Origin of the sequence: Mycobacterium sp. 1081908.1 (assembly GCF_001673535.1) — a bacterium.
Taxonomy (GTDB): domain Bacteria; phylum Actinomycetota; class Actinomycetes; order Mycobacteriales; family Mycobacteriaceae; genus Mycobacterium.
Genome location: NZ_LZLY01000007.1, coordinates 1 through 20,911, shown reverse-complemented (window position 1 = coordinate 20,911; position 20,911 = coordinate 1). Strand labels below are relative to the sequence as shown.

The 20,911-nt window shown below is 69.9% G+C and carries 21 protein-coding genes; 15 read left to right on the top strand and 6 right to left on the bottom strand.

The window, feature by feature from the left end; translation table 11 throughout:
* The first annotated feature begins 4 nt into the window (after positions 1–4).
* From A5655_RS01085 to A5655_RS01070, 4 genes are all read left to right on the top strand, one after another.
* Complete coding sequence (locus tag A5655_RS01085) at positions 5–442, top strand: SRPBCC family protein (protein WP_067004662.1); 438 nt, start codon at positions 5–7, stop codon at positions 440–442.
* Entirely contained in the window at positions 435–1,694 is a 1,260-nt protein-coding gene (locus A5655_RS01080; protein ID WP_197508561.1) for an ArsA family ATPase, read from the top strand. The genes A5655_RS01085 and A5655_RS01080 overlap by 8 nt, the downstream gene beginning before the upstream one ends.
* Positions 1,691–2,083: a hypothetical protein gene (locus A5655_RS01075; RefSeq protein WP_067004658.1), complete on the top strand. Its 393-nt coding sequence runs from the start codon at positions 1,691–1,693 to the stop codon at positions 2,081–2,083. Before A5655_RS01080 ends, A5655_RS01075 begins: the two co-directional genes overlap by 4 nt.
* A gap of 85 nt (positions 2,084–2,168) precedes the next feature.
* Positions 2,169–2,897, top strand: a complete 729-nt coding sequence (locus A5655_RS01070; RefSeq protein WP_067004656.1) for a 1-acyl-sn-glycerol-3-phosphate acyltransferase — start codon at positions 2,169–2,171, stop codon at positions 2,895–2,897.
* Here the strand turns inward: A5655_RS01070 and A5655_RS01065 are convergent.
* Positions 2,894–4,186, bottom strand: a complete 1,293-nt coding sequence (locus A5655_RS01065) for a glycosyltransferase 87 family protein (RefSeq protein ID WP_067004654.1) — start codon at positions 4,184–4,186, stop codon at positions 2,894–2,896. The two genes, A5655_RS01070 and A5655_RS01065, sit on opposite strands and share 4 nt — an antisense overlap.
* Before the next feature lie 90 nt (positions 4,187–4,276).
* On the opposite strand from A5655_RS01065, the gene A5655_RS01060 reads away from it, so the two are divergent.
* Genes A5655_RS01060 through A5655_RS01050 form a run of 3 tightly spaced genes read left to right on the top strand, consistent with a single transcriptional unit; the run spans position 4,277 to position 7,106 of the window.
* A complete protein-coding gene (locus A5655_RS01060; protein ID WP_067004684.1) occupies positions 4,277–5,161 on the top strand; it encodes a hypothetical protein in 885 nt (294 codons plus the stop codon).
* Between the two features lie 9 nt (positions 5,162–5,170).
* Positions 5,171–5,683: a polyadenylate-specific 3'-exoribonuclease AS gene (locus A5655_RS01055; protein WP_067004652.1), complete on the top strand. Its 513-nt coding sequence runs from the start codon at positions 5,171–5,173 to the stop codon at positions 5,681–5,683.
* A gap of 34 nt (positions 5,684–5,717) precedes the next feature.
* Complete coding sequence (locus A5655_RS01050; RefSeq protein ID WP_067004650.1) at positions 5,718–7,106, top strand: class II 3-deoxy-7-phosphoheptulonate synthase; 1,389 nt, start codon at positions 5,718–5,720, stop codon at positions 7,104–7,106.
* 21 nt (positions 7,107–7,127) lie between these two features.
* Here A5655_RS01050 and A5655_RS01045 read toward each other — a convergent pair whose 3' ends face one another.
* Positions 7,128–8,306, bottom strand: a complete 1,179-nt coding sequence (locus A5655_RS01045) for a protein kinase (protein ID WP_067004648.1) — start codon at positions 8,304–8,306, stop codon at positions 7,128–7,130.
* Between the two features lie 68 nt (positions 8,307–8,374).
* Between A5655_RS01045 and A5655_RS01040 the strand changes: the two genes are divergently transcribed.
* The gene (locus A5655_RS01040) at positions 8,375–8,779 is read left to right on the top strand and encodes an Rv2175c family DNA-binding protein (protein WP_067004646.1); all 405 of its coding nucleotides are present in this window, start codon (positions 8,375–8,377) and stop codon (positions 8,777–8,779) included.
* On the opposite strand, the gene A5655_RS01035 is transcribed toward A5655_RS01040, so the two are convergent.
* Entirely contained in the window at positions 8,766–10,295 is a 1,530-nt protein-coding gene (locus A5655_RS01035; RefSeq protein WP_067004644.1) for an alpha-(1->6)-mannopyranosyltransferase A, read from the bottom strand. The two genes, A5655_RS01040 and A5655_RS01035, sit on opposite strands and share 14 nt — an antisense overlap.
* Before the next feature lie 4 nt (positions 10,296–10,299).
* The gene (idsA2, locus tag A5655_RS01030) at positions 10,300–11,349 is read right to left on the bottom strand and encodes a bifunctional (2E,6E)-farnesyl/geranyl diphosphate synthase (RefSeq protein WP_067004642.1); all 1,050 of its coding nucleotides are present in this window, start codon (positions 11,347–11,349) and stop codon (positions 10,300–10,302) included.
* Positions 11,350–11,537: 188 nt separating this feature from the next.
* Between idsA2 and A5655_RS01025 the strand changes: the two genes are divergently transcribed.
* The gene (locus tag A5655_RS01025; RefSeq protein WP_067004682.1) at positions 11,538–12,422 is read left to right on the top strand and encodes a mycobacterial-type methylenetetrahydrofolate reductase; all 885 of its coding nucleotides are present in this window, start codon (positions 11,538–11,540) and stop codon (positions 12,420–12,422) included.
* Here A5655_RS01025 and A5655_RS01020 read toward each other — a convergent pair whose 3' ends face one another.
* Positions 12,423–13,070: a DUF3153 domain-containing protein gene (locus A5655_RS01020; RefSeq protein ID WP_067004640.1), complete on the bottom strand. Its 648-nt coding sequence runs from the start codon at positions 13,068–13,070 to the stop codon at positions 12,423–12,425.
* 125 nt (positions 13,071–13,195) lie between these two features.
* Entirely contained in the window at positions 13,196–13,804 is a 609-nt protein-coding gene (locus A5655_RS01015; RefSeq protein ID WP_067004638.1) for an N-acetyltransferase, read from the bottom strand.
* 328 nt (positions 13,805–14,132) lie between these two features.
* On the opposite strand from A5655_RS01015, the gene A5655_RS01010 reads away from it, so the two are divergent.
* The 6 genes from A5655_RS01010 to murE all read left to right on the top strand — a co-directional run.
* The gene (locus tag A5655_RS01010) at positions 14,133–14,534 is read left to right on the top strand and encodes a DUF3040 domain-containing protein (RefSeq protein ID WP_067004636.1); all 402 of its coding nucleotides are present in this window, start codon (positions 14,133–14,135) and stop codon (positions 14,532–14,534) included.
* A 405-nt stretch (positions 14,535–14,939) separates the two neighbouring features.
* Positions 14,940–15,371: a division/cell wall cluster transcriptional repressor MraZ gene (gene mraZ / locus A5655_RS01005; RefSeq protein ID WP_067004634.1), complete on the top strand. Its 432-nt coding sequence runs from the start codon at positions 14,940–14,942 to the stop codon at positions 15,369–15,371.
* Positions 15,346–16,521, top strand: a complete 1,176-nt coding sequence (gene rsmH / locus A5655_RS01000) for a 16S rRNA (cytosine(1402)-N(4))-methyltransferase RsmH (RefSeq protein WP_156764628.1) — start codon at positions 15,346–15,348, stop codon at positions 16,519–16,521. Before mraZ ends, rsmH begins: the two co-directional genes overlap by 26 nt.
* On the top strand, positions 16,518–17,726 hold the full coding sequence (locus A5655_RS00995) for a hypothetical protein (protein WP_067004630.1): 1,209 nt from the start codon (positions 16,518–16,520) through the stop codon (positions 17,724–17,726). Before rsmH ends, A5655_RS00995 begins: the two co-directional genes overlap by 4 nt.
* Complete coding sequence (locus tag A5655_RS00990) at positions 17,723–19,735, top strand: penicillin-binding protein 2 (protein ID WP_067004628.1); 2,013 nt, start codon at positions 17,723–17,725, stop codon at positions 19,733–19,735. Before A5655_RS00995 ends, A5655_RS00990 begins: the two co-directional genes overlap by 4 nt.
* A gap of 187 nt (positions 19,736–19,922) precedes the next feature.
* On the top strand, positions 19,923–20,911 hold a 989-nt coding region (murE, locus tag A5655_RS00985), incomplete at its 3' end, for a UDP-N-acetylmuramyl-tripeptide synthetase (protein WP_156764627.1).

The following is a 20,911-nucleotide window of genomic DNA, read 5'->3' as shown; positions in this document are numbered from 1 at the left end:
CCAGGTGGCGGAGAAGACGACGCAGACCATCCACATCGACGCCGATCCGGGCACCGTCCTGGAGGTGATCGCCGACATCGATTCCTACCCGGAATGGATCTCGGAATACAAGGAAGCCGAGGTCCAGGAGCGCGGCGCCGACGGCTACCCGAAGACGGTGCGATTCGTGATGGACGCGGGCGTCATCAAGGACACCATGGTGATGTCCTACCAATGGCCCAAGGACCGCCAGTCGCTGAGCTGGACCCTGGTCTCCAGCTCGCTGCTGCGTTCGCTCGAAGGCTCATATCGCTTGGCGCCCAAGGGATCCGGGACCGACGTCACCTACGAGCTCTCGGTCGACCTGGCCATCCCGATGATCGGTTTGCTCAAGCGCAAGGCCGAGCGGCGCCTGACCGACACCGCTTTGAAGGATCTGAAGAAACGAGTCGAGGCTGAGTGAGTCCAACCCCACTCCGGCCCGGATCAGCCTGTTCGTTGGGAAGGGCGGGGTAGGCAAGTCCACCCTGGCGGCTGCCACCGCGGTCTGCGATGCGGCCGCGGGGCGGCGAGCGCTGGTGGTGTCGACCGACCAGGCGCACTCGCTGGGTGACGTGCTCGGTGTCCCGGTCCCGCCCAGCGGCCAGGGCGAGCTGGTCCGGGTGCTCGCCGACGACGCGGAAGCGGGCGGCGGCTTCCTCGACGCGCTGGCGCTGGACACCCTGGCCCTGCTGGAGGCCCGGTGGCGCGACGTGGTCGGCACGTTGGATGGGCGGTTTCCCGATTCCGAGTTGAGCACCATTGCGCCCGAAGAACTTTCGGCGTTGCCGGGCGTGCAGGAAGTGCTGGGCCTCTACGCCGTCGGGGAACTCGCCGCCTCGGGGCGCTGGGATCGCATCGTCGTCGATTGCGCCTCGACCGCGGATGCGTTGCGCATGTTGACCTTGCCCGCCACCTTCGGGCTCTACGTGGAACGCGCGTGGCCACGGCATCGCAGGCTGTCCATCGCCGCCGACGACGCCCGCTCCGGCGCGATGGTGGAGCTGCTGGAGCGCATCAGCGCCAGCGTCGAGCGACTCGGCGAGTTGCTGACCGACGGCGACCTCGTCACCGCGCATCTGGTGTTGACCCCGGAGCGGGTGGTGGCGGCCGAGGCGGTGCGGACGCTGGGTTCGCTGGCGCTGATGGGGGTGCGGGTCGAGGAGCTGATCGTCAACCAGGTCCTGACCGAGGACGAGTCCTACGAGTACCGCAACCTGCCCGAGCACCCGGCGTTCTACTGGTACGCCGAGCGCATCGCCGAACAACGCGTCGTTCTCGACGAACTCGACGCCACCATCGGCGACGTGGCGCTGGTGCTGACCCCGCACCTGTCCGGCGAGCCGATCGGTGCCAAGGCGCTGGGCGCGCTGCTCGACGGCGCGCGCCGGCGCGGCGGGACGGCGCCGCCGGGTCCGCTGCGGCCCGTCGTGGACCTCGAATCCGGATCGGGGCTTGGGTCGATATACCGTATGCGGCTAACGTTGCCCCAGCTTGATCCCGGAGGACTCTCGTTGGGCCGAGTCGACGACGACCTGATCATCAGCGCCGGAGGGTTGCGGCGCAGGGTCCGGTTGGCGTCCGTGCTGCGGCGCTGCACGGTGCTCGACGCGCACCTGCGGGGCGGCGAGCTGACCGTTCGCTTTCGACCGGATCCGGAGGTGTGGCCTAAGTGAGTGGGGCTCATTCCGATATCGGTCCGGAGCTGCGCAGGCTCGCCCAGGCGATCCTGGACGGCATCGACCCCGCGGTGCGCACGGCGGCTGCGTTGACGGCCGGCGGCGGTGTCGGGACCGGCAAATGCCAGCAGGTGTGGTGCCCGGTGTGCGCGCTGGCCGCGTTGGCGACCGGGGAGCAGCACCCGTTGCTCACCGTCATCGCCGACCACAGCATCGCCCTGCTGGAGGTGGTCCGCGGCATCGTCAACGACGTCAACGACATCAACCGTTCGACCGAACCGCCGCCCGACGGGCCGCCCGGCGGCGGGCCCGATGCCGGGGCCCCCGAGGGTGACGGCACCGTAAAAACCCGATACCAGCCCATCCCGGTCACCGTCGAGGAATGAACCGCCCGGGCAGAAGGTGGTCCCTTGCCCCGGCGATCGGTACAGTTGGCCAGAACACTGCGGGTGGCGGGCGAGAGGGAGGGCCATGTGGTACTGGCTATTCAAGTACATCCTGCTGGGCCCGTTGCTGTCGCTGCTCGGCCGACCGAAAGTTGAAGGGCTGGAATACGTTCCGACGTCCGGCCCGGCGATCCTGGCGAGCAATCACCTCGCCGTGATGGACAGCTTCTTCCTGCCGCTGGTGGTCCGGCGCCGGATCACCTTCCTCGCGAAGGCCGAATATTTCACCGGGACCGGTCTGAAGGGCTGGTTCAGCCGGTGGTTCTTCACCGCCGTCGGCCAGGTGCCGATCGACCGCACCGACGCCGACGCCGCCCAGGCCGCGCTCAACACCGCCGAGCAGGTGCTGCGGCAGGGCAAGCTGCTGGGCATGTACCCCGAGGGCACCCGCTCGCCCGACGGCCGGTTGTACAAGGGCAAGACCGGGCTGGCGCGGCTGGCGCTGCACACCGGCGTTCCGGTGATCCCGGTGGCGATGATCGGCACCAACGTGGTCAACCCGCCGGGCAGCACGATGCTGCGCTTCGGCCGCGTCACCGTCCGGTTCGGCAAGCCGATGGACTTCTCCCGCTTCGAGGGTATGGCCGGCAACCGCTTCATCGAGCGGGCCGTCACCGACGAGGTGATCTACGAGCTGATGCGGCTCTCCGGGCAGGAGTACGTCGACATCTACGCGGCCAGCGTCAAGGACCGGGGCAACGACTCCGAATCGATCGATGAGGCCGCGCGGATTCCCGAGACGGCAGTCGGCTAACTGGTAGCGGCCACCGGTGTCGGGGTGGCCGTGGCCGGCTGGGACCGGCTCGTTCGGGCCGTGATCGTCAGCCCCGCCGCGACGATGATCGCCAACGCCCACCACACGTAGGACGCCCCGACCAGCTGGCGCCACCAGTTCGCGGTGGTCTCGTGGTGCTTGGGCAGCAGGTCGATCGGGGTCCACCGCATCAGCGCCACGCCGATGGCGCTGAGCACGCCCAGCGCGACGTTGCGGCGCCGCCAGGCCAGCACGCCCGTCACCAGGACCGTCGGCAGCGCCCAGACCCAGTGGTGGGACCAGGACACCGGCGAGACCACCAAACCGAACAGCGCGACGCAGATCACCGCCATGATGGGCTCTTCGGCCCGCAGCACCCGCCGCATCGCCCAGATCGTCGCCGCCAGCACCAGCAGGCACGCGGCGACCCACAGCGGGAACCGCTCGTGCTCGTCGAGGCCCAGCCGGGCCAGGGCGCCCGCGATGTTCTGGTCGGTGTTCAGCGCGGCCTCACCGATCCGGTCGGTGTGGTGGACGGTGCGCGTCCAGTACTCCCACGAATCGCCCCACGCCAGCGCGAAGCCCAGCACGGTCATCGCCGCGAACGACGCCATGGCCGTCAGCGCCGCGCGGTTGTCCCGGCGCAGCAGGAAATACAGCAGGAAAACCGCCGGGGTGAGTTTCAGCGCGATCCCCAGGCCCAGCAGCAGGCCGCGCGGCCATGGCGTGCGGCGCGGCACGCAGTCGGCGATCACCAGCGTCATCAGCACGACGTTGATCTGGCCGAAGGCGAAGTTGGAAACGATCGGCTCCAGCCAGGTCGCGGCGGCGGCCGTGATGAGCACCGCCAACCACAGCCGGCGCAGCCACGCCGGGCCACCCAGCACCGCCGACGTGGTCCACACGTCGAGGCCGGTCAGCAGGATTGTCGTCGAGACGATCAGCAGCACCAGCGTCAGCACGGTGATCGCCACGCTCGCGGCCGGCATGTGCAGCCAGGAGAACGGGCAGAACACGATGGCCGCCAGCGGGGGATAGGTGAACGGCAGGTTCAGCCCGATCGGTGTGTGGAACTTCACGTCGCCGCGGTAGAGGGGATGATTGTCCAGCCAGGCCTGGCCGCCCATCTGATAGACGTCGATGTCGATGCGGTACGGGGTGTGCCCGAACAGGCCCGAGGCCACGTAGTACATCGCCGCGGCGGCGACCAGCCACAGGAGGCACCACAGCAACACCCGCCCGGGGCCACGTTCGCTCAGGCCCACGCCGGGCGCCCGCCATCTACTCATGTCGCAGAACAGCGTAATGGGTCTCGGGATCCGCGCCGTGTCGCAGCGCGGCTCCCGCCCTGCCCGGAAATGCAGGCGTACGTTTCTAGCGTGCTCCACTGGTTCGTGTTCGGGGTGGCCCACTGGTTCGCGCACGACATCATCGACCGCGGCCGGCTGCCGTTGCTGTGCTGCCTGATCGCCTTCATCCTGACCTTTTTCGTCACGCGAACGTGCGTGCGGGTCATCCGCCACCGCGCCCAGACCGGTCGCCCGGCCCGATGGTGGCAACCGCGCAACGTCCACATCGGGGAAGTGCACATCCACCATGTGGCGTTCGGGGTGGTCCTGGTGATGCTCTCGGGGTTGATGCTGGTGACCCTGTCCATCAGCGGGCAGGAACCCGAATTCACCCTGGCCGCAAGCCTTTTCGGGATCGGCGCGGCGCTGGTCCTCGACGAGTACGCGTTGATCCTGCACCTGTCGGACGTGTACTGGGAGGAGGACGGCCGCACGTCGGTGGACGCCGTGTTCGCCGCGGTGGCGGTGGCCGGGCTGCTGATGATGGGCCTGCACCCGTTGATGTTCTTCCTGCCGTTCTGGCACGGCGCCGACGCGGTGGCGCTGCGCGCCGGGGTGGCCGGTGAGCTGGTGTTCACGCTGCCGCTGGCCGTGGTGGTGCTGCTGAAGGGCAAGGTGTGGACGGGACTGCTGGGCATGTTCATCGTCGTGCTGCTGGTCATCGGCGCGATCCGGCTGTCGCGCCCACATGCCCCGTGGGCCCGCTGGCGCTATACCACCCAGCCCGACAAGATGCGGCGCGCGCTGCAGCGGGAACGCAGGCTGCGCCGCCCGGTCGTGCGGGTCAAGCTGTGGGTGCAGTGCGCGATTGCGGGCACCCCGCGCCTGCCCGACAAGCGCCTGGTCGACGCGCAGCTCGACCATGACGTGCACGCGGCGCCGCCGCCGACCGGGCCCATCCTGATCAGCCGATAGGCTGCGCCCGTGCGGTATTTCTACGACACGGAATTCATCGAGGACGGCCGCACGATCGAACTGATCTCGATCGGGGTGGTCGCCGAGGACGGCCGCGAGTACTACGCGGTGTCCACCGAATTCGACCCCGAGCGCGCCGGTAGCTGGGTCCGGGCCAACGTGCTGCCCAAGCTGCCGCCGCCGTCGTCGCAGTTGTGGCGCTCGCGCAAGCAGATCCGCGAAGACCTGGAGGAGTTTTTCGGGGTCGGCGGCGCCGAGCCGATCGAACTGTGGGCGTGGGTGGGGGCCTACGACCACGTGGCGTTGTGCCAGTTGTGGGGCGCGATGCCGGCGCTGCCCCAGGCGATACCCCGCTTCACCAGGGAAGTGCGGCAGCTGTGGGAGGAGCGCGGATCCCCCCAAATGCCGCCGCGACCCAAGGACGCCCACGACGCCCTGGTCGACGCCCGCGATCAGCTCCGCCGATTCCGGCTGATCACCTCCGCCGAGGGCGCGGGGGGCGTTCGCCCTGATCAGTCGTGATCAGGCACTGTTCAGACCCGGTTACCATGGACCGATGAACTGGACCGTCGACATACCGATCGAGCAGCTGCCGCCGTTGCCGCCGCTCTCGACCGAGCTGCGGGCGCGACTGGACGCCGCGCTGGCCAAGCCGGCCGCCCAGCAGCCCAGCTGGGACGCCGAACAGGCCGCCGCCATGCGCACGGTCCTCGAGAGCGTGCCGCCGGTGACCGTGCCGTCCGAGATCGTGCGGCTGCAGGATCAGCTGGCGCAGGTCGCCCGGGGCGAGGCATTCCTCCTGCAGGGCGGCGACTGCGCGGAGACGTTCGTCGACAACACCGAACCCCACATCCGCGGCAACATCCGCACCCTGCTGCAGATGGCCGTCGTGCTGACCTACGGCGCCAGCATGCCGGTGGTCAAGGTGGCCCGCATCGCCGGCCAGTACGCCAAGCCCAGATCGGCCGACCTCGACGCGCTGGGCCTGCGCTCCTACCGCGGCGACATGATCAACGGCTTCGCGCCCGACGCCGCGGCCCGCGAGCACGACCCGTCGCGGCTGGTGCGCGCCTACGCCAACGCCAGCGCCGCGATGAACCTGGTGCGGGCGCTGACCTCGTCGGGCCTGGCGTCGCTGCACCTGGTGCACGACTGGAACCGGGAATTCGTCCGGACCTCGCCGGCCGGCGCGCGGTACGAGGCGTTGGCCAGCGAGATCGACCGGGGTTTGAAGTTCATGAGCGCCTGCGGGGTGGCCGATCGCAACCTGCAAACCGCCGAAATCTACGCCAGCCACGAGGCTTTGGTGCTCGACTACGAGCGGGCGATGCTGCGCCTGTCCGACGTCGAGGGCGGCGAACCGCAGCTGTACGACCTGTCGGCGCACACCGTGTGGATCGGCGAGCGGACCCGCCAGCTCGACGGCGCCCACGTCGCGTTCGCGGAGGTGATCGCCAACCCGATCGGCGTGAAGATCGGACCGACGATGACCCCCGAGCTGGCCGTCGAATACGTGGAGCGCCTCGACCCGCACAACAAGCCCGGAAGGCTGACGCTGGTGAGCAGGCTGGGCAACAACAAGGTGCGCGACTTGCTGCCGCCGATCGTGGAGAAGGTGCAGGCCACCGGGCACCAGGTGATCTGGCAGTGCGACCCGATGCACGGCAACACGCACGAGTCGTCCAACGGCTACAAGACCCGCCACTTCGACCGCATCGTGGACGAGGTGCAGGGGTTCTTCGAGGTGCACCGCGCGCTGGGCACCCATCCCGGCGGCATCCACGTCGAGATCACCGGCGAGAACGTCACCGAGTGTCTGGGTGGGGCCCAAGACATTTCGGACACCGACCTGGCCGGGCGCTACGAGACGGCCTGCGACCCGCGGCTGAACACCCAGCAGTCGCTGGAGCTGGCGTTCCTGGTCGCCGAGATGCTGCGCGACTGAGCCCAGTCCGGCGGCTCGCGCTTATAGGAGGCCGCTGAGATTGCTTCCGATGGTCCAGGCCACGGTGGCGACCAGCCCGGTGAGCGCCAGCACGACGGCCACCCACACCAGCACCATCCGCCGCGCGTGCTGGCGGGCCCAGACGAACTCGCTCATCGCGATCCCGGCGAATTCGCCTGCGACCGGCTGGTATTCGTTTTCGCGGTCATCGGTGTCGCGGGGGAGCTGCCGGGTGGGATTGCGGACCGGCGGCGCCGCGGGGGCCGGCCGCTGGCTCATCCGGCTGTGGTGCAGCGCCGCCGAACGGTGCTGGGCGGAGTTGCGCGGCGCCGGCACCCGGAAGTCCGGCAGCGCGAGTTCCTCGGCGATCGCCGCGACGTCGGCGCCCATCTCGATGGCGTCGGCGTACCGGTCGCCGGGGTCGCGCGCGGTCGCGCGCGCCACCAATTCGTCGAATTGCGGTGGCACGCCGTCGATCGCGGCGCTGGGCGGCGGCACGTCGGCGTCCAAGCGCCGGTAGGCGATCGACAACGCCGAGTCGCCGGTGAACGGCGTGCTCCCGGTCAGCAGCTCGTAGGTGAGGATCCCGGCGGAGTAGACGTCGCTGCGCGGGCCGGCGTTGCCGTCGCGCACCTGCTCGGGCGACAGGTAGGCGGCCGTGCCGAGAATGACGCTGGTGGAGGTGATTCCGGCGGCCGCGACGGCACGGACCAGGCCGAAGTCGGCGATCTTGACGTCGCCGTCGTCGGAGATCAGGACGTTCTCGGGCTTGACGTCGCGATGCACCAGCCCGGCCCGGTGCGCGGCGGCCAGCCCGCCCAACACCGGGCGAAGCACCGCCGCCACGGCATGGGGCGGCATCGGGCCGCGCTCGGCCAGCAGCTCGCGCAGCGTTCCGCCCTCGATGAGCTCCATCACCAAAAACGGATGCCGGGCGTCCATGCCCTGGTCATAGACCGCGACCAGGCCGGGATTTTTCAGGCGGGCGACCGTGCGCGCCTCGAGCTGGAAGCGGGTCAGGAATTGGTCGTCGCCGGCATAGCGGGAGTCCATCACCTTCACCGCGACCGGGCGGTCGAGCCGGACGTCGAGGCCCCGATACACCGTCGAGGTGCCGCCGCTGGCGATCCTGGACTCCACGCGGTAGCGGCCGTCCAGCAACGTGCCCTCGACGGGGTCGCGCGTCCCTGCTCCGGTCACGGGGCCATCGTAGGTGCGGCACGCGAAAACGTAGGCCCAAGGCGCTAAGCAGGGCCTACACTGGCGCCGTGAGCAGTGTTCCGGCCGGCGACGACGTCCTGGATCCCGACGAGCCGACCTACGATCTGCCGGGGGTGGCCGAAATACTCGGCATCTCGGTCAGCAAGGTGCAGCAGCAGCTGCGGGAGGGGCACCTGGTCGCGGTCAAGCGCGGCGGCGGGGTCGTGGTGCCCCAGGTGTTCTTCACCAACTCCGGTGAGGTGGTCAAGAGCCTGCCGGGGCTGTTGACGATCCTGCACGACGGTGGCTATCACGAGACGGAGATCGTGCGCTGGCTTTTCACCCCCGACCCGTCGCTGACGATCACGCGCGACGGCACTCGCGACGCGATCAGCAACGCCCGTCCCGTCGACGCCCTGCATTGCCATCAGGCGCGCGAAGTCGTGCGGCGCGCGCAGGCTATGGCGTACTGACGGATTCGGTCTCGTCGGGCTGTAGCTCGCGCGCCTCGGGCGCCCGGTACAGCGCGTACCAGGCCGCCAGCGCGCAGGCGGTGGCGAGCGAAAAGTGCAGCCACGAATACATGCCGTGCGAGCCGTCGGGTTTGAAGATCACCATGACCCACGTCGACAGGCCGGCGATGGCCGCGACCGCCCGCCGGGACTGGGTCAGCGGGGCCGCCACCGCCAGCGGCCAGGAGTAGTACCAGGGCAGCGCGGCCGGGACGAACAGCACCACGATCAGCATCGACCACGCGATCCCGGTCAGCGCGGCGCGGTCGTCGCGCCGGAAACGCCACCACAACAGCGGCAATGACACCGCGATGATCGCGATGCCGATGAACCGGGTGATTCGCAGCGTGGCGTAGAAGTCGACCGGGAAGAAGCCGCTGCCCAGCGCGTGGATCAGGTTGGCGACCGCGGTCGGCACGGTCAGCCAGTTGATGATCTTCACCGACCCGGCCAACGCGGTCAGCCACCCCAGCCCGACACCGGCCACCGCGGACAGGATCGCGAACACGACCGCGAACACCGCCAGGGAGGTCGCGGTGGCCGCCAAAAACGCCGGGAGGGCCCGGTATCCCCGCCGGTCACGCAGGTGGCGCATCCACACCCACACCAGGAAGGGCAACGCGATCCCGGCGGTGGCCTTGACCGCGATCGCCGCCGTGATCAGCACGACGCCCCAGACGTGGCGGCCCTGGAAACTGAGCGCGATCCCCGCGGCCATCAGGCCCACCATCAGCATCTCGTTGTGCACGCCACCCATCAGGTGAATGAGCACGAGGGGGTTGAGAACGCAGATCCACAGCGCCAGCGCGCCGTTCGTTCCCAGGTGATGGGCGAGCCGGGGAGCCGCCCAGATCAGCAGCGCCAATCCGGGCAGCATGCACAGGCGCAGCAGCATCGTGCCGGCGATCACGTGGTTGCCCACCACCATCGTGACCAGCTTGGCGATCAGGATGAACGCCGGCCCGTAGGGCGCCGTGGTGATCGTCCAAATCGGACTCACGTTGTCCAGCAAGGTGTTTGGATTGGCGACCGGGCCGACGGCGTAGGGGTCGAACCCGTCGCGCAGTAGCGCGCCCTGGGCCAGGTAGGAGTAGGTGTCGCGGCTGAAGACGGGCACCGACAACAGCAGCGGCGCCAGCCAGAAGCCGGTGGTCGCGCGCATGGTGAACTCGGTGACGTTCCCGGCCAGCGCGTGCCGGCCCAGCATCACCCACGCGACCAGCATGAGGCCCACGCCCGCCCACAACACGATCGAGGACAGCACCAGTCCGTGGCCGAAGCGCAGCCAGGACAGGTGAAGCGCTTCCAGCAGGGGGTCGTGCGGTTTGGTGCTGCCGGCGCCCAGCCCGCCCAGGGTGATCAACACCGAGCCCAGCAAGCCCAGCTTCGCCGGTCGGGCCTCCGGGGTGGCGGCGAACGCGACCAGCCGTGAAAAATGTTGCGACACCGAGTGTTTCGCAGGAGAGAGGGTCGTCATCTGATCAGGCGGACCGATTCGTGGCCATCCTGGCGAGCTCGGCCAGCCCCGCCTTGGCCGCCGCGTTGACGGGTGCCGCCGCGAGCGTGCCCAGCGCCCGTTCGGTCAGCGCGGCGATACGTTGCTCAGCCGCGGCCAGCGCGCCCACCGACTCGATGACGTCGCGCAGCTCGGCCACCTGCGCGTCGGTCAGTTGCGCACCGATCGAGCTGCGTAACCGGTTGGCCGCCAAGGGGTCCGACTTGTCCGCCAGCTCCAGCGCCTCGGCCAGCAGCACGGTTCGCTTGCCGGACCTCAGGTCGTCGCCGGACGGCTTGCCCGTCACGGCGGGGTCGCCGAAGACACCCAGCACGTCGTCGCGCAGCTGGAACGCCACGCCGATGTCGGTCCCGAATTCCTTGAACGCGGCCTGCACGTCGGGCCGGTCGGCGGCGGCCGCCACGCCCAGCTGCAGCGGCCGCGCCACGGTGTAGCAGGCGGTCTTGAAGGTGTCGACGTTCATCGCCGACGCGATCGACTCTGCGCCGCTGTTCTCGGCGACGATGTCGAGGTATTGCCCCCCGAGCACTTCGGTGCGGATGTCGGCCCACACGCGCTGGACGCGCCCGCGGGCGTCGGGCGGCAGTCCCACCCCGAAGACGATGTCGTCGGCCCAGGCCAGCGCGAGGTCGCCGAGCAGGATCGCCGCCGACGTCCCGAACCGCTCCGCGGAGCCGCGCCAGCCCCGGTCGCGGTGCAGCGCGGCGAAGCGGACATGCGCGGTCGGCTTGCCGCGGCGCGTGGAGGAGTCGTCGATCACGTCGTCGTGCACCAGCGCGCAGGCCTGCAGCAGTTCGAGCGCGGAAAACAGCAGCAACACTTCGGGTTCGGGCTCCCCGTCCGCCACCGACCGCCAGCCCCAATAGGCGAAGGCGGGCCGCAAACGCTTGCCGCCGCCCAGCACGAAGTCCTCCAGGGCGGCGACGAGGACGTCGTAGTCGGCGCCGATGTATGCCGTCCGGGTGCGCCGGTCGCGCAGGTATCGCCGAAGTTGCTCGGTGATCGCGCCGGTCAACTCGACGGTTGCCGCTGCCTCCGAAGCTTTCAGGCTCAGCGCGGCGCCCCTTTCTGCTCGGCTTGTCCCTGGGCCGACAGTGTATGTCGGTTCGGACGCCCCAGTTGCTTCGACTGCCTCACTATTCCGCCCCTATGCTGGCGATCTGGGAGACAAGTCGTCTGATGGATCCGATCGATAGGAGCCGCGTGACCCTCAACACCATCGCGCTCGAGTTGGTGCCGCCCAACGTCGAAGACGGCAAGGAGCGGGCACTCGAAGACGCGCGAAAAGTGGTGCGGTACTCGGGCGAGTTCGGCCTCGACGGCCGGATCCGGCACGTGATGATCCCCGGGATGATCGCGGAAGACGACGATCGGCCCGTGGCCATGAAGCCGAAATTCGACGTGCTGGACTTCTGGTCGATCATCAAGCCCGAATTGCCGGGCTTCCAGGGCCTGTGCACGCAGGTGACCGCGTTCATGGACGAGGATTCACTGCGCCGGCGGCTTAATGAACTGTGCGCCGCCGGGATGGAGGGCGTCGTCTTCGTCGGCGTCCCCCGCACCATGAACGACGGTGAGGGCTCCGGCGTCGCACCGACCGACGCCCTGTCGATCTATCGCGACCTGGTCACCAACCGCGGCGTGATCGTGATCCCCACCCGCGAGGGCGAACAGGGCCGGCTGAACTTCAAATGCAACCAGGGCGCGACGTACGGCATGACGCAGCTGCTGTATTCCGACGCGATCGTGGGCTTTTTGACCGACTTCGCCGAGAACACCGATCACCGGCCCGAGATCCTGTTGTCCTTCGGGTTCGTGCCGAAGGTGGAGAGCCGTGTCGGGCTGATCAACTGGCTGATTCAGGACCCCGGCAACTCCGCCGTGGCCGGCGAGCAGGAGTTCGTCCAACGGTTGGCCGCCAGCGAACCGGACCAGAAGCGCCGGCTGATGGTCGACCTGTACAAGCGCGTCATCGACGGCGTGGCCGGACTCGGCTTCCCGCTGAGCGTCCATTTCGAGGCGACCTACGGGGTTTCCGGGCCTGCGTTCCAGACCTTCGCGGAGATGCTGGACTACTGGTCGCCCTAGCTAGCTGGGCGGCTGGTCGCGCGGCGCGGTGAGCCGCGGGGAGCGGTCGCGGCTCATCCAGGCCAGCAGCGCCACCACGCCGGCCGCGGCGAAGGACGCGATGCCCAGCCACACGCCCGCGCCGGTGAAGTTGCGGGTGTTCGGATCGGTATAGCGGGCGTTGGCGCTCATCGTGGTCACCACGCCCGGTTTGAGCTTCCACGACACCACGTCCGGCTCGACGCGGTCGCCGTTGGTGGAGGTCACTACGCCGGGAAAGGCGACCGTCAGCTCGACGTCGGCGTCGTTGTCGGTCACCGAGGTCAGGTCCGCCCGGCCCTCGAGGATCACCAGGTTGCCGTTCCGGCGCAGCGACAGGTTCACCCCTTGGGCGTCGGAGTTCATGTTCGCCAGCTGCGGCAACTCGGCGAAGGTCAGATCGGAGAACACCGCCTGCGAGCCCACGTAGCCGTCGCTGTCGTAGTTCGACACGGCCACTTTCTGGCCGAACGGCAGGTTATTGGTGTCGAGCTGGGGGCCGGTGTCCTTCGGCGTCTTCGGTTTGGCCGCCGCGATGATCTCCCCGGACACGAGGTCGTCGGGCGAGATGGTGAGCGACGCCCGGACCCGCAGGCACCCGCTGGCCAGCGGCACGATCAGCAGCAGCATCGCGATGGCCAGGGCCCGACGCCGCCGGGGCGTGAAGCCGCGGGATCGGACCGGGGCGGGGCTGGCGTGCACGAGGTCATCGTGCCAGATCCGGCGCGCCGGGTGTGGCGCCGCGGGCGGTGTCGCTACAGCGGAAGGGCGCGGCCCAGGATCGCGAACGCGCGTGGGTCCCCGGCGAAGTGGTAGCGGCGGATGACGTCGGTGAAGCCCAGCCGCCGGTACAACCGCCAGGCACGGTTGGGCTCTCCGTTGATTTCCGGCGTGGACAGCAGGACGTTCTTCTCGGGACGCCCGGCCAGCAGCCGGCGGGCCAGTGCCTCGCCGAGGCCGCGGCCCTGCGCGCGGGGATGGATGTGCAGCTCGGTCAGCTCGAAGTAGCTGTTCATCAGCTGGGCGATCTCCTGTGGCGGCGAGCCGCCGCGTTGCAAGCCCAGGACCACCTGCTGCTGCCACCACTGCCCGGGCGCCCCGGGGTAGCCGTACGCCACGCCGAGCAGCGGCGCATCGCTCAATTCGGCGGCCGACGGGGCCTGGGCGCCGGGACCCTCGGGCGCCTCGGCCTCGACAGCGGCCACCCCCTGCCAGCCGTGCCGACGGATGTGTTCGAGCCACATCGCGGCGCGCTGGTTCTCGGTGCCCCGCGGGTATCGCATCGCTTCGACGTAGACCCCGAGGGCGTCAGACAGGCGGCGCTCCATATCGTTCGGCGGCAAATCGATGAGGAATATCGCCAACTCGCGGTGTCCTCCTCATCGGGTGGCTTCAGGTGAGAGTTCGGCCCCGTGCCGCTGTCGCCATTATCCGACCCCCGCGGCTCCGCGCGCCCGGCGGCTTCGCGTAGCAGCCTCCGATGACACGGCGAGGCGCGCCGCTTCGGCAAGCGGGTTGCGGCGCACCGTCGTTGCGAGGTCCGCGGGCGTGGGAGCGCGCCCGGGATAGAATCGCTGCCGAACCAGTGGTACGGCGCAGATTGACCTCGTATCATTTGTGGTAGTTGCCCTGACAACGGGCATCCGCGTGCTATCGATAGTTACGTGTCAAACTGTCGGCAAGGAGGGACGAATGCCACTCTCCGATCATGAACAGCGGATGCTCGATCAGATCGAGAGCGCCCTCTACGCGGAGGACCCCAAATTCGCGTCGAGCGTCCGCGGCGGAGGGTTGCGCGCGCCGACGGCGCGGCGGCGCCTGCAGGGCGCGGCGTTGTTCGTCATCGGCCTGGCGATGCTGGTCTCCGGGGTGGCTTTCAAGGCCACGATGATCGGAAGTTTCCCGATCCTGAGTGTCTTTGGCTTCATCGTGATGTTCGGCGGCGTGGTCTATGCGATCACCGGCCCGCGGTTGGCGGGCAGGCCGGATCGCTCCGGATCGGCGCCCGGCTCGGCGCGCCAGCGCCGCAACAAGGGCGGCGGCTCGTTCACCAGTCGCATGGAGGACCGCTTCCGCCGGCGCTTCGACGAGTAGCGGAAACGACGGACGGCAAGAGGCGTCACCAGGGGTAGCCATCACGGCTACCTCTTTTTTTGCGCTCGAGCGAGGCGATGCACCGGGCGGAATCCATTTCGACTCCCAATTGAGCCCAAACTGAGCCCCCCGGCGCTCGATACGCCCCACCGGGCCCCACTGGGAAGCCCCACCGCGCCCCACCCGGCGGTTCCACGGCGCTGAGGTGCGATTTTTCGGCGTCGAGGTCGGACGGCCATGGGATGGGGGCAGCCGTCGGCCGACACCAGGGCAGGGCTTGGTGGCGGACAACCCGCAAAACGCCGCGGCGACACCGCAATAATGGGGCGAAGTGGGGGATGGTGGGGTATGGTGGCTGAAGCGTTTGGGTGAGGCGAGAGCCGGGTCTCCACGGGAGGTGAGCTGGTGTTTCTCGGCACCTACACGCCCAAGCTCGACGACAAGGGGCGGCTGACGCTGCCCGCCAAGTTCCGCGACTCGTTGGCAGGGGGGTTGATGGTCACCAAGAGCCAGGACCACAGCCTCGCGGTCTATCCCCGGGCGGAATTCGAGCAGCTGGCGCGCCGGGCCAGCAAGACCTCACGCAGCAACCCCGAAGCCCGGGCCTTCCTGCGCAATCTCGCCGCCGGCACCGACGAGCAGCACCCCGACGCGCAGGGCCGCATCACGCTGTCGGCCGACCACCGCCGGTACGCGAACCTGACCAAGGACTGCGTGGTGATCGGAGCGGTCGACTACCTCGAGATCTGGGATGCGCAGGCCTGGCACGACTACCAGCAGACCCACGAAGAGAACTTCTCCGCGGCCAGCGATGAAGCACTCGGCGACATTATCTGAGGCGCATGCCCGTGCATCGTGGCCTCTGCCCGAACCGACCCTGGCGTACTTCCCCAACGCCAGGTTCGTACCTTCGGACAGAGACCCGGATGCAAGGGCGGCCCGCGCCGTCCGGGGAGGCGTTGCGGTGGCTGAGAATTCGGATGATTTCGGGCATGTGCCCGTCCTGCTGCACCGCTGCGTCGAGCTGCTCACCCCCGCCCTGACGCGCCGGCATCCCGACGGGGGCGGCGCGGTCCTCGTCGACGCCACGCTCGGCGCCGGTGGTCACGCCGAACGATTCCTGACCGAGCTACCCGGGCTGCGGCTGATCGGCCTCGACCGCGATCTCAGCGCCCTCGACATCGCCCGGGACCGGCTGGGCCGGTTCGCCGAGAGGGTCACCCTGGTCCGCACGCGGTACGACGGCATCGCCGACGCGCTGGCCGAATCTGGCTATGCCGCAGCCGAATCCGTCGACGGGATCCTGTTCGACCTCGGCGTGTCCTCCATGCAGCTGGACCGCGTCGAACGGGGCTTCGCCTACGCCCAGGACGCGCCGCTCGACATGCGGATGGACCCGGCGTCGCCGCTGACCGCGGCCGACGTCGTCAACACCTACGACGAGGCCTCGCTGGCGGACATCCTGCAGCGCTACGGCGAGGAGCGGTTCGCCCGCCGCATCGCCAAGCAGATCGTCCGCCGGCGCACCCGCGCCCCGTTCACCTCGACGGCGGAGTTGGTAGAGCTGCTGTACCAAGCGATTCCGGCGCCCGCCCGGCGCACCGGCGGGCATCCGGCCAAGCGCACCTTCCAGGCGCTGCGGATCGCCGTCAACGACGAACTGACCTCACTGCGCGACGCCCTGCCCGCCGCGCTGGACGCGTTGACCGTCGGCGGGCGCATCGCGGTGATGGCCTACCAATCGCTGGAGGACCGGATCGTCAAGCGCGTGTTCGCCGATGCGGCCGCGTCCCGCACGCCGGTGGATCTTCCCTTCGAACTTCCTGGCCACGAGCCGAGATTCCGGTCGTTGACGCGCGGCGCCGAACGCGCGGACGCGCCCGAGGTCGAACGCAATCCCCGCAGCGCCGCCGTGCGATTGCGGGCGCTGCAACGGCTGGGACCAGACGCGCAATCACTGCAGGTTAGCGGGAAAGGCGACTCATGAAGGTAACGCGCGAGACGCCCAAGCGTCGCGGCGGCGGCGACCGGCGGGGCGGACGCGACGGGTCGGCCCGCAAGGCCAGGCGCGCCGGGGCCGACGCGGCGTCGTCGCGCCGCACCCGGCCCGGGACCGCCTCGGCCAACGCCCGCGAAAGCCGGTCGCACAACTCCGGGCCGCAAACCAGTCCGATCGCCCGGCCCGTCGAGCGCTCGGGCCGGCCCAAGAGTGCGAGCCAGGCCAAGGCGCGGGCCAAGGCGCGGAAAGCCAAGGCGCCCAAGGCCGTCCGGCCCCGCTTGACGGAGCGGTTGGCCATCCGGCTCGCGTCGATCGACCTGCGGCCGCGGACGCTGGCGAGCAAGGTTCCGTTCGTCGTGCTGATCATCGGCGCCCTCGGCCTGGGGCTGGGCCTGACGCTGTGGTTGTCCACCGACTCCGCCGAGCGTTCCTATCAGTTGAGCCACGCCCGCGAGAAGAACCGGATGCTGCAGCAGCAGAAGGAGTCGCTGGAACGCGATGTGCGCGAGGCGGAGTCCGCGCCCGCGCTGGCCGAAGCCGCGCGCAAACAGGGCATGATCCCGACGAGGGACACCGCACACCTGGTCCAGGATCCGACCGGTAACTGGGTGGTCGTCGGCAGCCCGAAGCCGGCCGACGGCGTTCCGCCGCCGCCGCTGAACACCAAGATCTCCGACGCGCCCCCACCGGCTCCGCCGCCACCGGCGCTTCCGCCGGAGGTCCCCGTCCGGGTGATGCCGGCGCCGGGGGCCCCACCGGTGCCGGCGAGGTCGGGACCCGAGGCGCTGTTGCGCGCGCCGGACGGCTCGTCGACCGTGGGCGGCCAGCACCTGCCCGCGCAGGTCCCGTCACCAGCCCTAGCCCCGCTGCCGGGGATGCCCGGCGGCCCGGCCACGGGGCACTTCCAGGGTGTGGTGCCGGTGCTGCCGACGCCGGGGCTGCCGTCCCCGGCGGGCCCCGCGCAGGCCCCGGCGCCCGCCGAGGTGTCGATTCCCATGGGGGGACTGCCGATCCCGGCTCCCGCACCGGTGCCCGCTCCGCTACCCGCGGAGGTGCCGGTCCCGGTGCGGCCGGGACTGCCCGGCCCCGCCGCCCAAGCGCCGCAGGCCCCTCAAGCCCTTCCGCCGGGCATGCCGGCTAACGGCCAACAGGCCGGGCCCCTCACCGTCGCCACCCCGGGTGCGCCCCGATGAGCCGCGGCGAGGACGGGCGGGGGCGCCGGTCGGCGTCGGCGCGACCGGCGCGCCGGTCCCGTAAGCCGCAGGAGCCCAAGGACGGACGGCAACCGAAGAAGCCCCGTAACGCCAAGCAGCCCAAGCAAGCTCGTTCCGCCGAGGCGGCGGCGGTCGGGCACTCGGCACGCGACCGGCGCACCCGCCAGATCGTGGAGATGGGGACGCGCGGCGCGTCGTTCGTCTTCCGGCATCGGGCCGGCAACGTGGTGATCCTGGTGCTGATGGCGGTGGCGGCGGCCCAGCTGTTCGTCCTGCAGGTCACGGACGCCCCGAAGCTGCGGGCCCAGGCGGCCGGTCAGCTCAAGGTCACCGACGTCGAGAAGGCGGTCCGCGGCAGCATCGTGGACCGCAACAACCAACAGCTGGCGTTCACCATCGAGTCACGCGCGTTGACGTTCCAGCCCAAGCGGATTCACCAGCAGCTGGAGGAGGCGAGGAAGAAGAACCCGGCCGCCCCCGATCCGCAGGAGCGGCTGCGCGACATCGCCAAGGAGGTCTCGGCCCGGCTGAACAACAAGCCGGACTATCAGACCGTGCTGAAGAAGCTGCAAAGCAACGAAAACTTCGTGTACCTGGCGCGCGCCGTCGATCCCGCTGTCGCCAGCGCGATCTCGGACAAGTTCCCCGAGGTCGGCTCCGAACGCCAGGATCTGCGCCAGTATCCGGGCGGGTCGCTGGCGGCCAACGTCGTCGGCGGCATCGACTGGGACGGCCACGGACTGCTCGGGCTGGAGGATTCCCTGGATTCCGTCCTGTCGGGAACCGACGGCTCCGTCACCTATGACCGCGGCTCCGACGGCGTGGTCATCCCCGGCAGTTACCGCAACCGGCACCGGGCGGTCAACGGCTCGACCGTCCAGCTGACCCTCGACGACGACATCCAGTTCTACGTCCAGCAGCAGGTGCAGCAGGCGAAGAATCTGTCTGGGGCGCACAACGTTTCGGCCGTCGTGCTGGATTCCAAGACCGGCGAGGTGCTGGCGATGGCCAACGACAACACCTTCGACCCGTCCCAGGACATCGGGCGCCAGGGCGACCGGCAACTGGGCAACCTTACGGTGTCCTCGCCCTTCGAACCGGGGTCGGTGAACAAGGTGATCACCGCGTCCTCGGTCATCGAGTACGGCCTGTCCAACCCCGACGAGGTGCTGCACGTGCCCGGCTCGATCCAGATGGGCGGCGTCACCATCCACGACGCGTGGGACCACGGCGTGATGCCCTACACCACCACCGGCGTGTTCGGGAAGTCGTCGAACGTCGGCACCCTGATGCTGGCGCAGCGCGTCGGCCCGGAACGCTTCTACGACATGGTCCGCAAGTTCGGGCTCGGCCAGCGCACCAACGTCGGCCTGCCCGGTGAGAGCGCCGGGCTGGTGCCGCCCATCGACCAATGGTCGGGCAGCACCTTCTCGAACCTGCCGATCGGCCAAGGGCTTTCGATGACCCTGCTGCAGATGACCGACATGTACCAGACGATCGCGAACGACGGCCTGCGGGTACCGCCGCGGATCATCAAGGCCACCATCGCACCCGACGGCACCCGCACCGAAGAGCCGCACCCGGACGGCATCCGGGTGGTGTCGCCGCAGACCGCCCAGACGGTCCGGGGCATGCTGCGCGCCGTCGTACAGCACGACCCGATGGGCTACCAGCAGGGCACCGGTCCCGCCGCCGCGGTGTCCGGCTATCAGATGGCGGGCAAGACCGGGACCGCCCAGCAGATCAACCCCGGATGCGGCTGCTACTTCGACGACGTCTACTGGATCACCTTCGCCGGCATGGCCACCGTCGACAATCCCCGCTACGTCATCGGCATCATGATGGACAACCCGCAGCGCAACGCCGACGGCACGCCAGGGCACTCCGCGGCCCCGCTGTTCCACAACATCGCCGGCTGGCTGATGCAGCGCGAGAACGTGCCGCTGTCGCCGGACCCGGGACCGCCGCTCACCCTGCAGGCCACGTAGGGCGGTCGCCGGCGCTGGCCGGTCGATTGTGCGCTGACGGCGTCGGGAGTGAACGCTGGGCGGGATTCGGGCCCGAATCACGCCCTCAGCGCACACTGAAGGCCCTGAACTCACACTCAATTGACGAGGGCGCCCCTCGGTAGGGTGTCATGGCCGATCAAAAGGACCGCGCGGGTGGACGGGAGGTGTGTCGGTGCCCACTGATTTGCGCCCCAGCGCCGGCGCCGGCGCCCGGTTGCCGGAGCTGGCCGCCCAGGTCGGCGCGGTGATGGCCGGCGGCGTGGCCGTGCCGGACGTCCCGGTCACCGGCGTGACGCTGCGCGCCCAGGACGTGCGGCCCGGTGACCTGTTCGCCGCGCTGCCCGGCTCGGCCACCCACGGCGCCCGCTTTGCCGCCGACGCGATCGCCGCCGGGGCGGTCGCGGTGCTCACCGACGCGACCGGGGTCGCCGAGCTGGGCGACGCGGCCGCGACGGTGCCCACCTTGGTGCACCCGGCGCCCCGGGGCGTGCTCGGCGGCCTGGCCGCCGCCGTGTACGGGAACCCGTCGGAGAAGGTCACGGTCATCGGGATCACCGGAACGTCGGGCAAGACCACCACCACCTACCTGGTCGAGTCGGGTCTGCGCGCCGGCGGGCGGACGGCCGGGCTGATCGGGACCATCGGCATCCGCGTCGACGGCGCCGACATCCCCAGCGCGCTGACGACGCCGGAGGCTCCCGCGTTGCAGGCGATGCTCGCGGCGATGGCCGAACAAGGGGTGGACACGGTGGTCATGGAGGTGTCCAGCCACGCACTGGCGCTGGGGCGGGTGGACGGCACCGGCTTCGCGGTGGGCGCGTTCACCAACCTGTCCCGCGACCACCTCGACTTCCACGGCACCATGGCCGACTACTTCGAGGCCAAGGCAGCGCTGTTCGACCCCGGTTCGCCGCTGCGCGCCCGCGGGGTCATCGTCTGCATCGACGACGACGCCGGGCGCGCGATGGCCATGAGGGCCGGCGACGCTGTGACCGTCAGCGCCACCGGCGAAGCGGCCGACTGGCGCGCCGTCGACGTGGCGCCGATGGGCGCGGGCGGACAGGAGTTCACCGCAGTGGACCCCGCGGGCGTGCACCATCGCGTCGGCATCCGGCTGCCCGGCCACTACAACGTCGCCAATGCCCTTGTGGCGCT

Coding starts and splice junctions, on each gene's coding strand:
- rsmH (WP_156764628.1), top strand. CDS start 15,346: ATGAAGCACTCGGCGACATTATCTGAGGCGCATGCCCGTGCATCGTGG.
- A5655_RS01035 (WP_067004644.1), bottom strand. CDS start 10,295: ATGACGACCCTCTCTCCTGCGAAACACTCGGTGTCGCAACATTTTTCA.
- A5655_RS01070 (WP_067004656.1), top strand. CDS start 2,169: ATGTGGTACTGGCTATTCAAGTACATCCTGCTGGGCCCGTTGCTGTCG.
- A5655_RS00990 (WP_067004628.1), top strand. CDS start 17,723: ATGAGCCGCGGCGAGGACGGGCGGGGGCGCCGGTCGGCGTCGGCGCGA.
- A5655_RS00995 (WP_067004630.1), top strand. CDS start 16,518: ATGAAGGTAACGCGCGAGACGCCCAAGCGTCGCGGCGGCGGCGACCGG.
- A5655_RS01050 (WP_067004650.1), top strand. CDS start 5,718: ATGAACTGGACCGTCGACATACCGATCGAGCAGCTGCCGCCGTTGCCG.
- A5655_RS01020 (WP_067004640.1), bottom strand. CDS start 13,070: ATGCTGCTGCTGATCGTGCCGCTGGCCAGCGGGTGCCTGCGGGTCCGG.
- A5655_RS01065 (WP_067004654.1), bottom strand. CDS start 4,186: ATGAGTAGATGGCGGGCGCCCGGCGTGGGCCTGAGCGAACGTGGCCCC.
- A5655_RS01010 (WP_067004636.1), top strand. CDS start 14,133: ATGCCACTCTCCGATCATGAACAGCGGATGCTCGATCAGATCGAGAGC.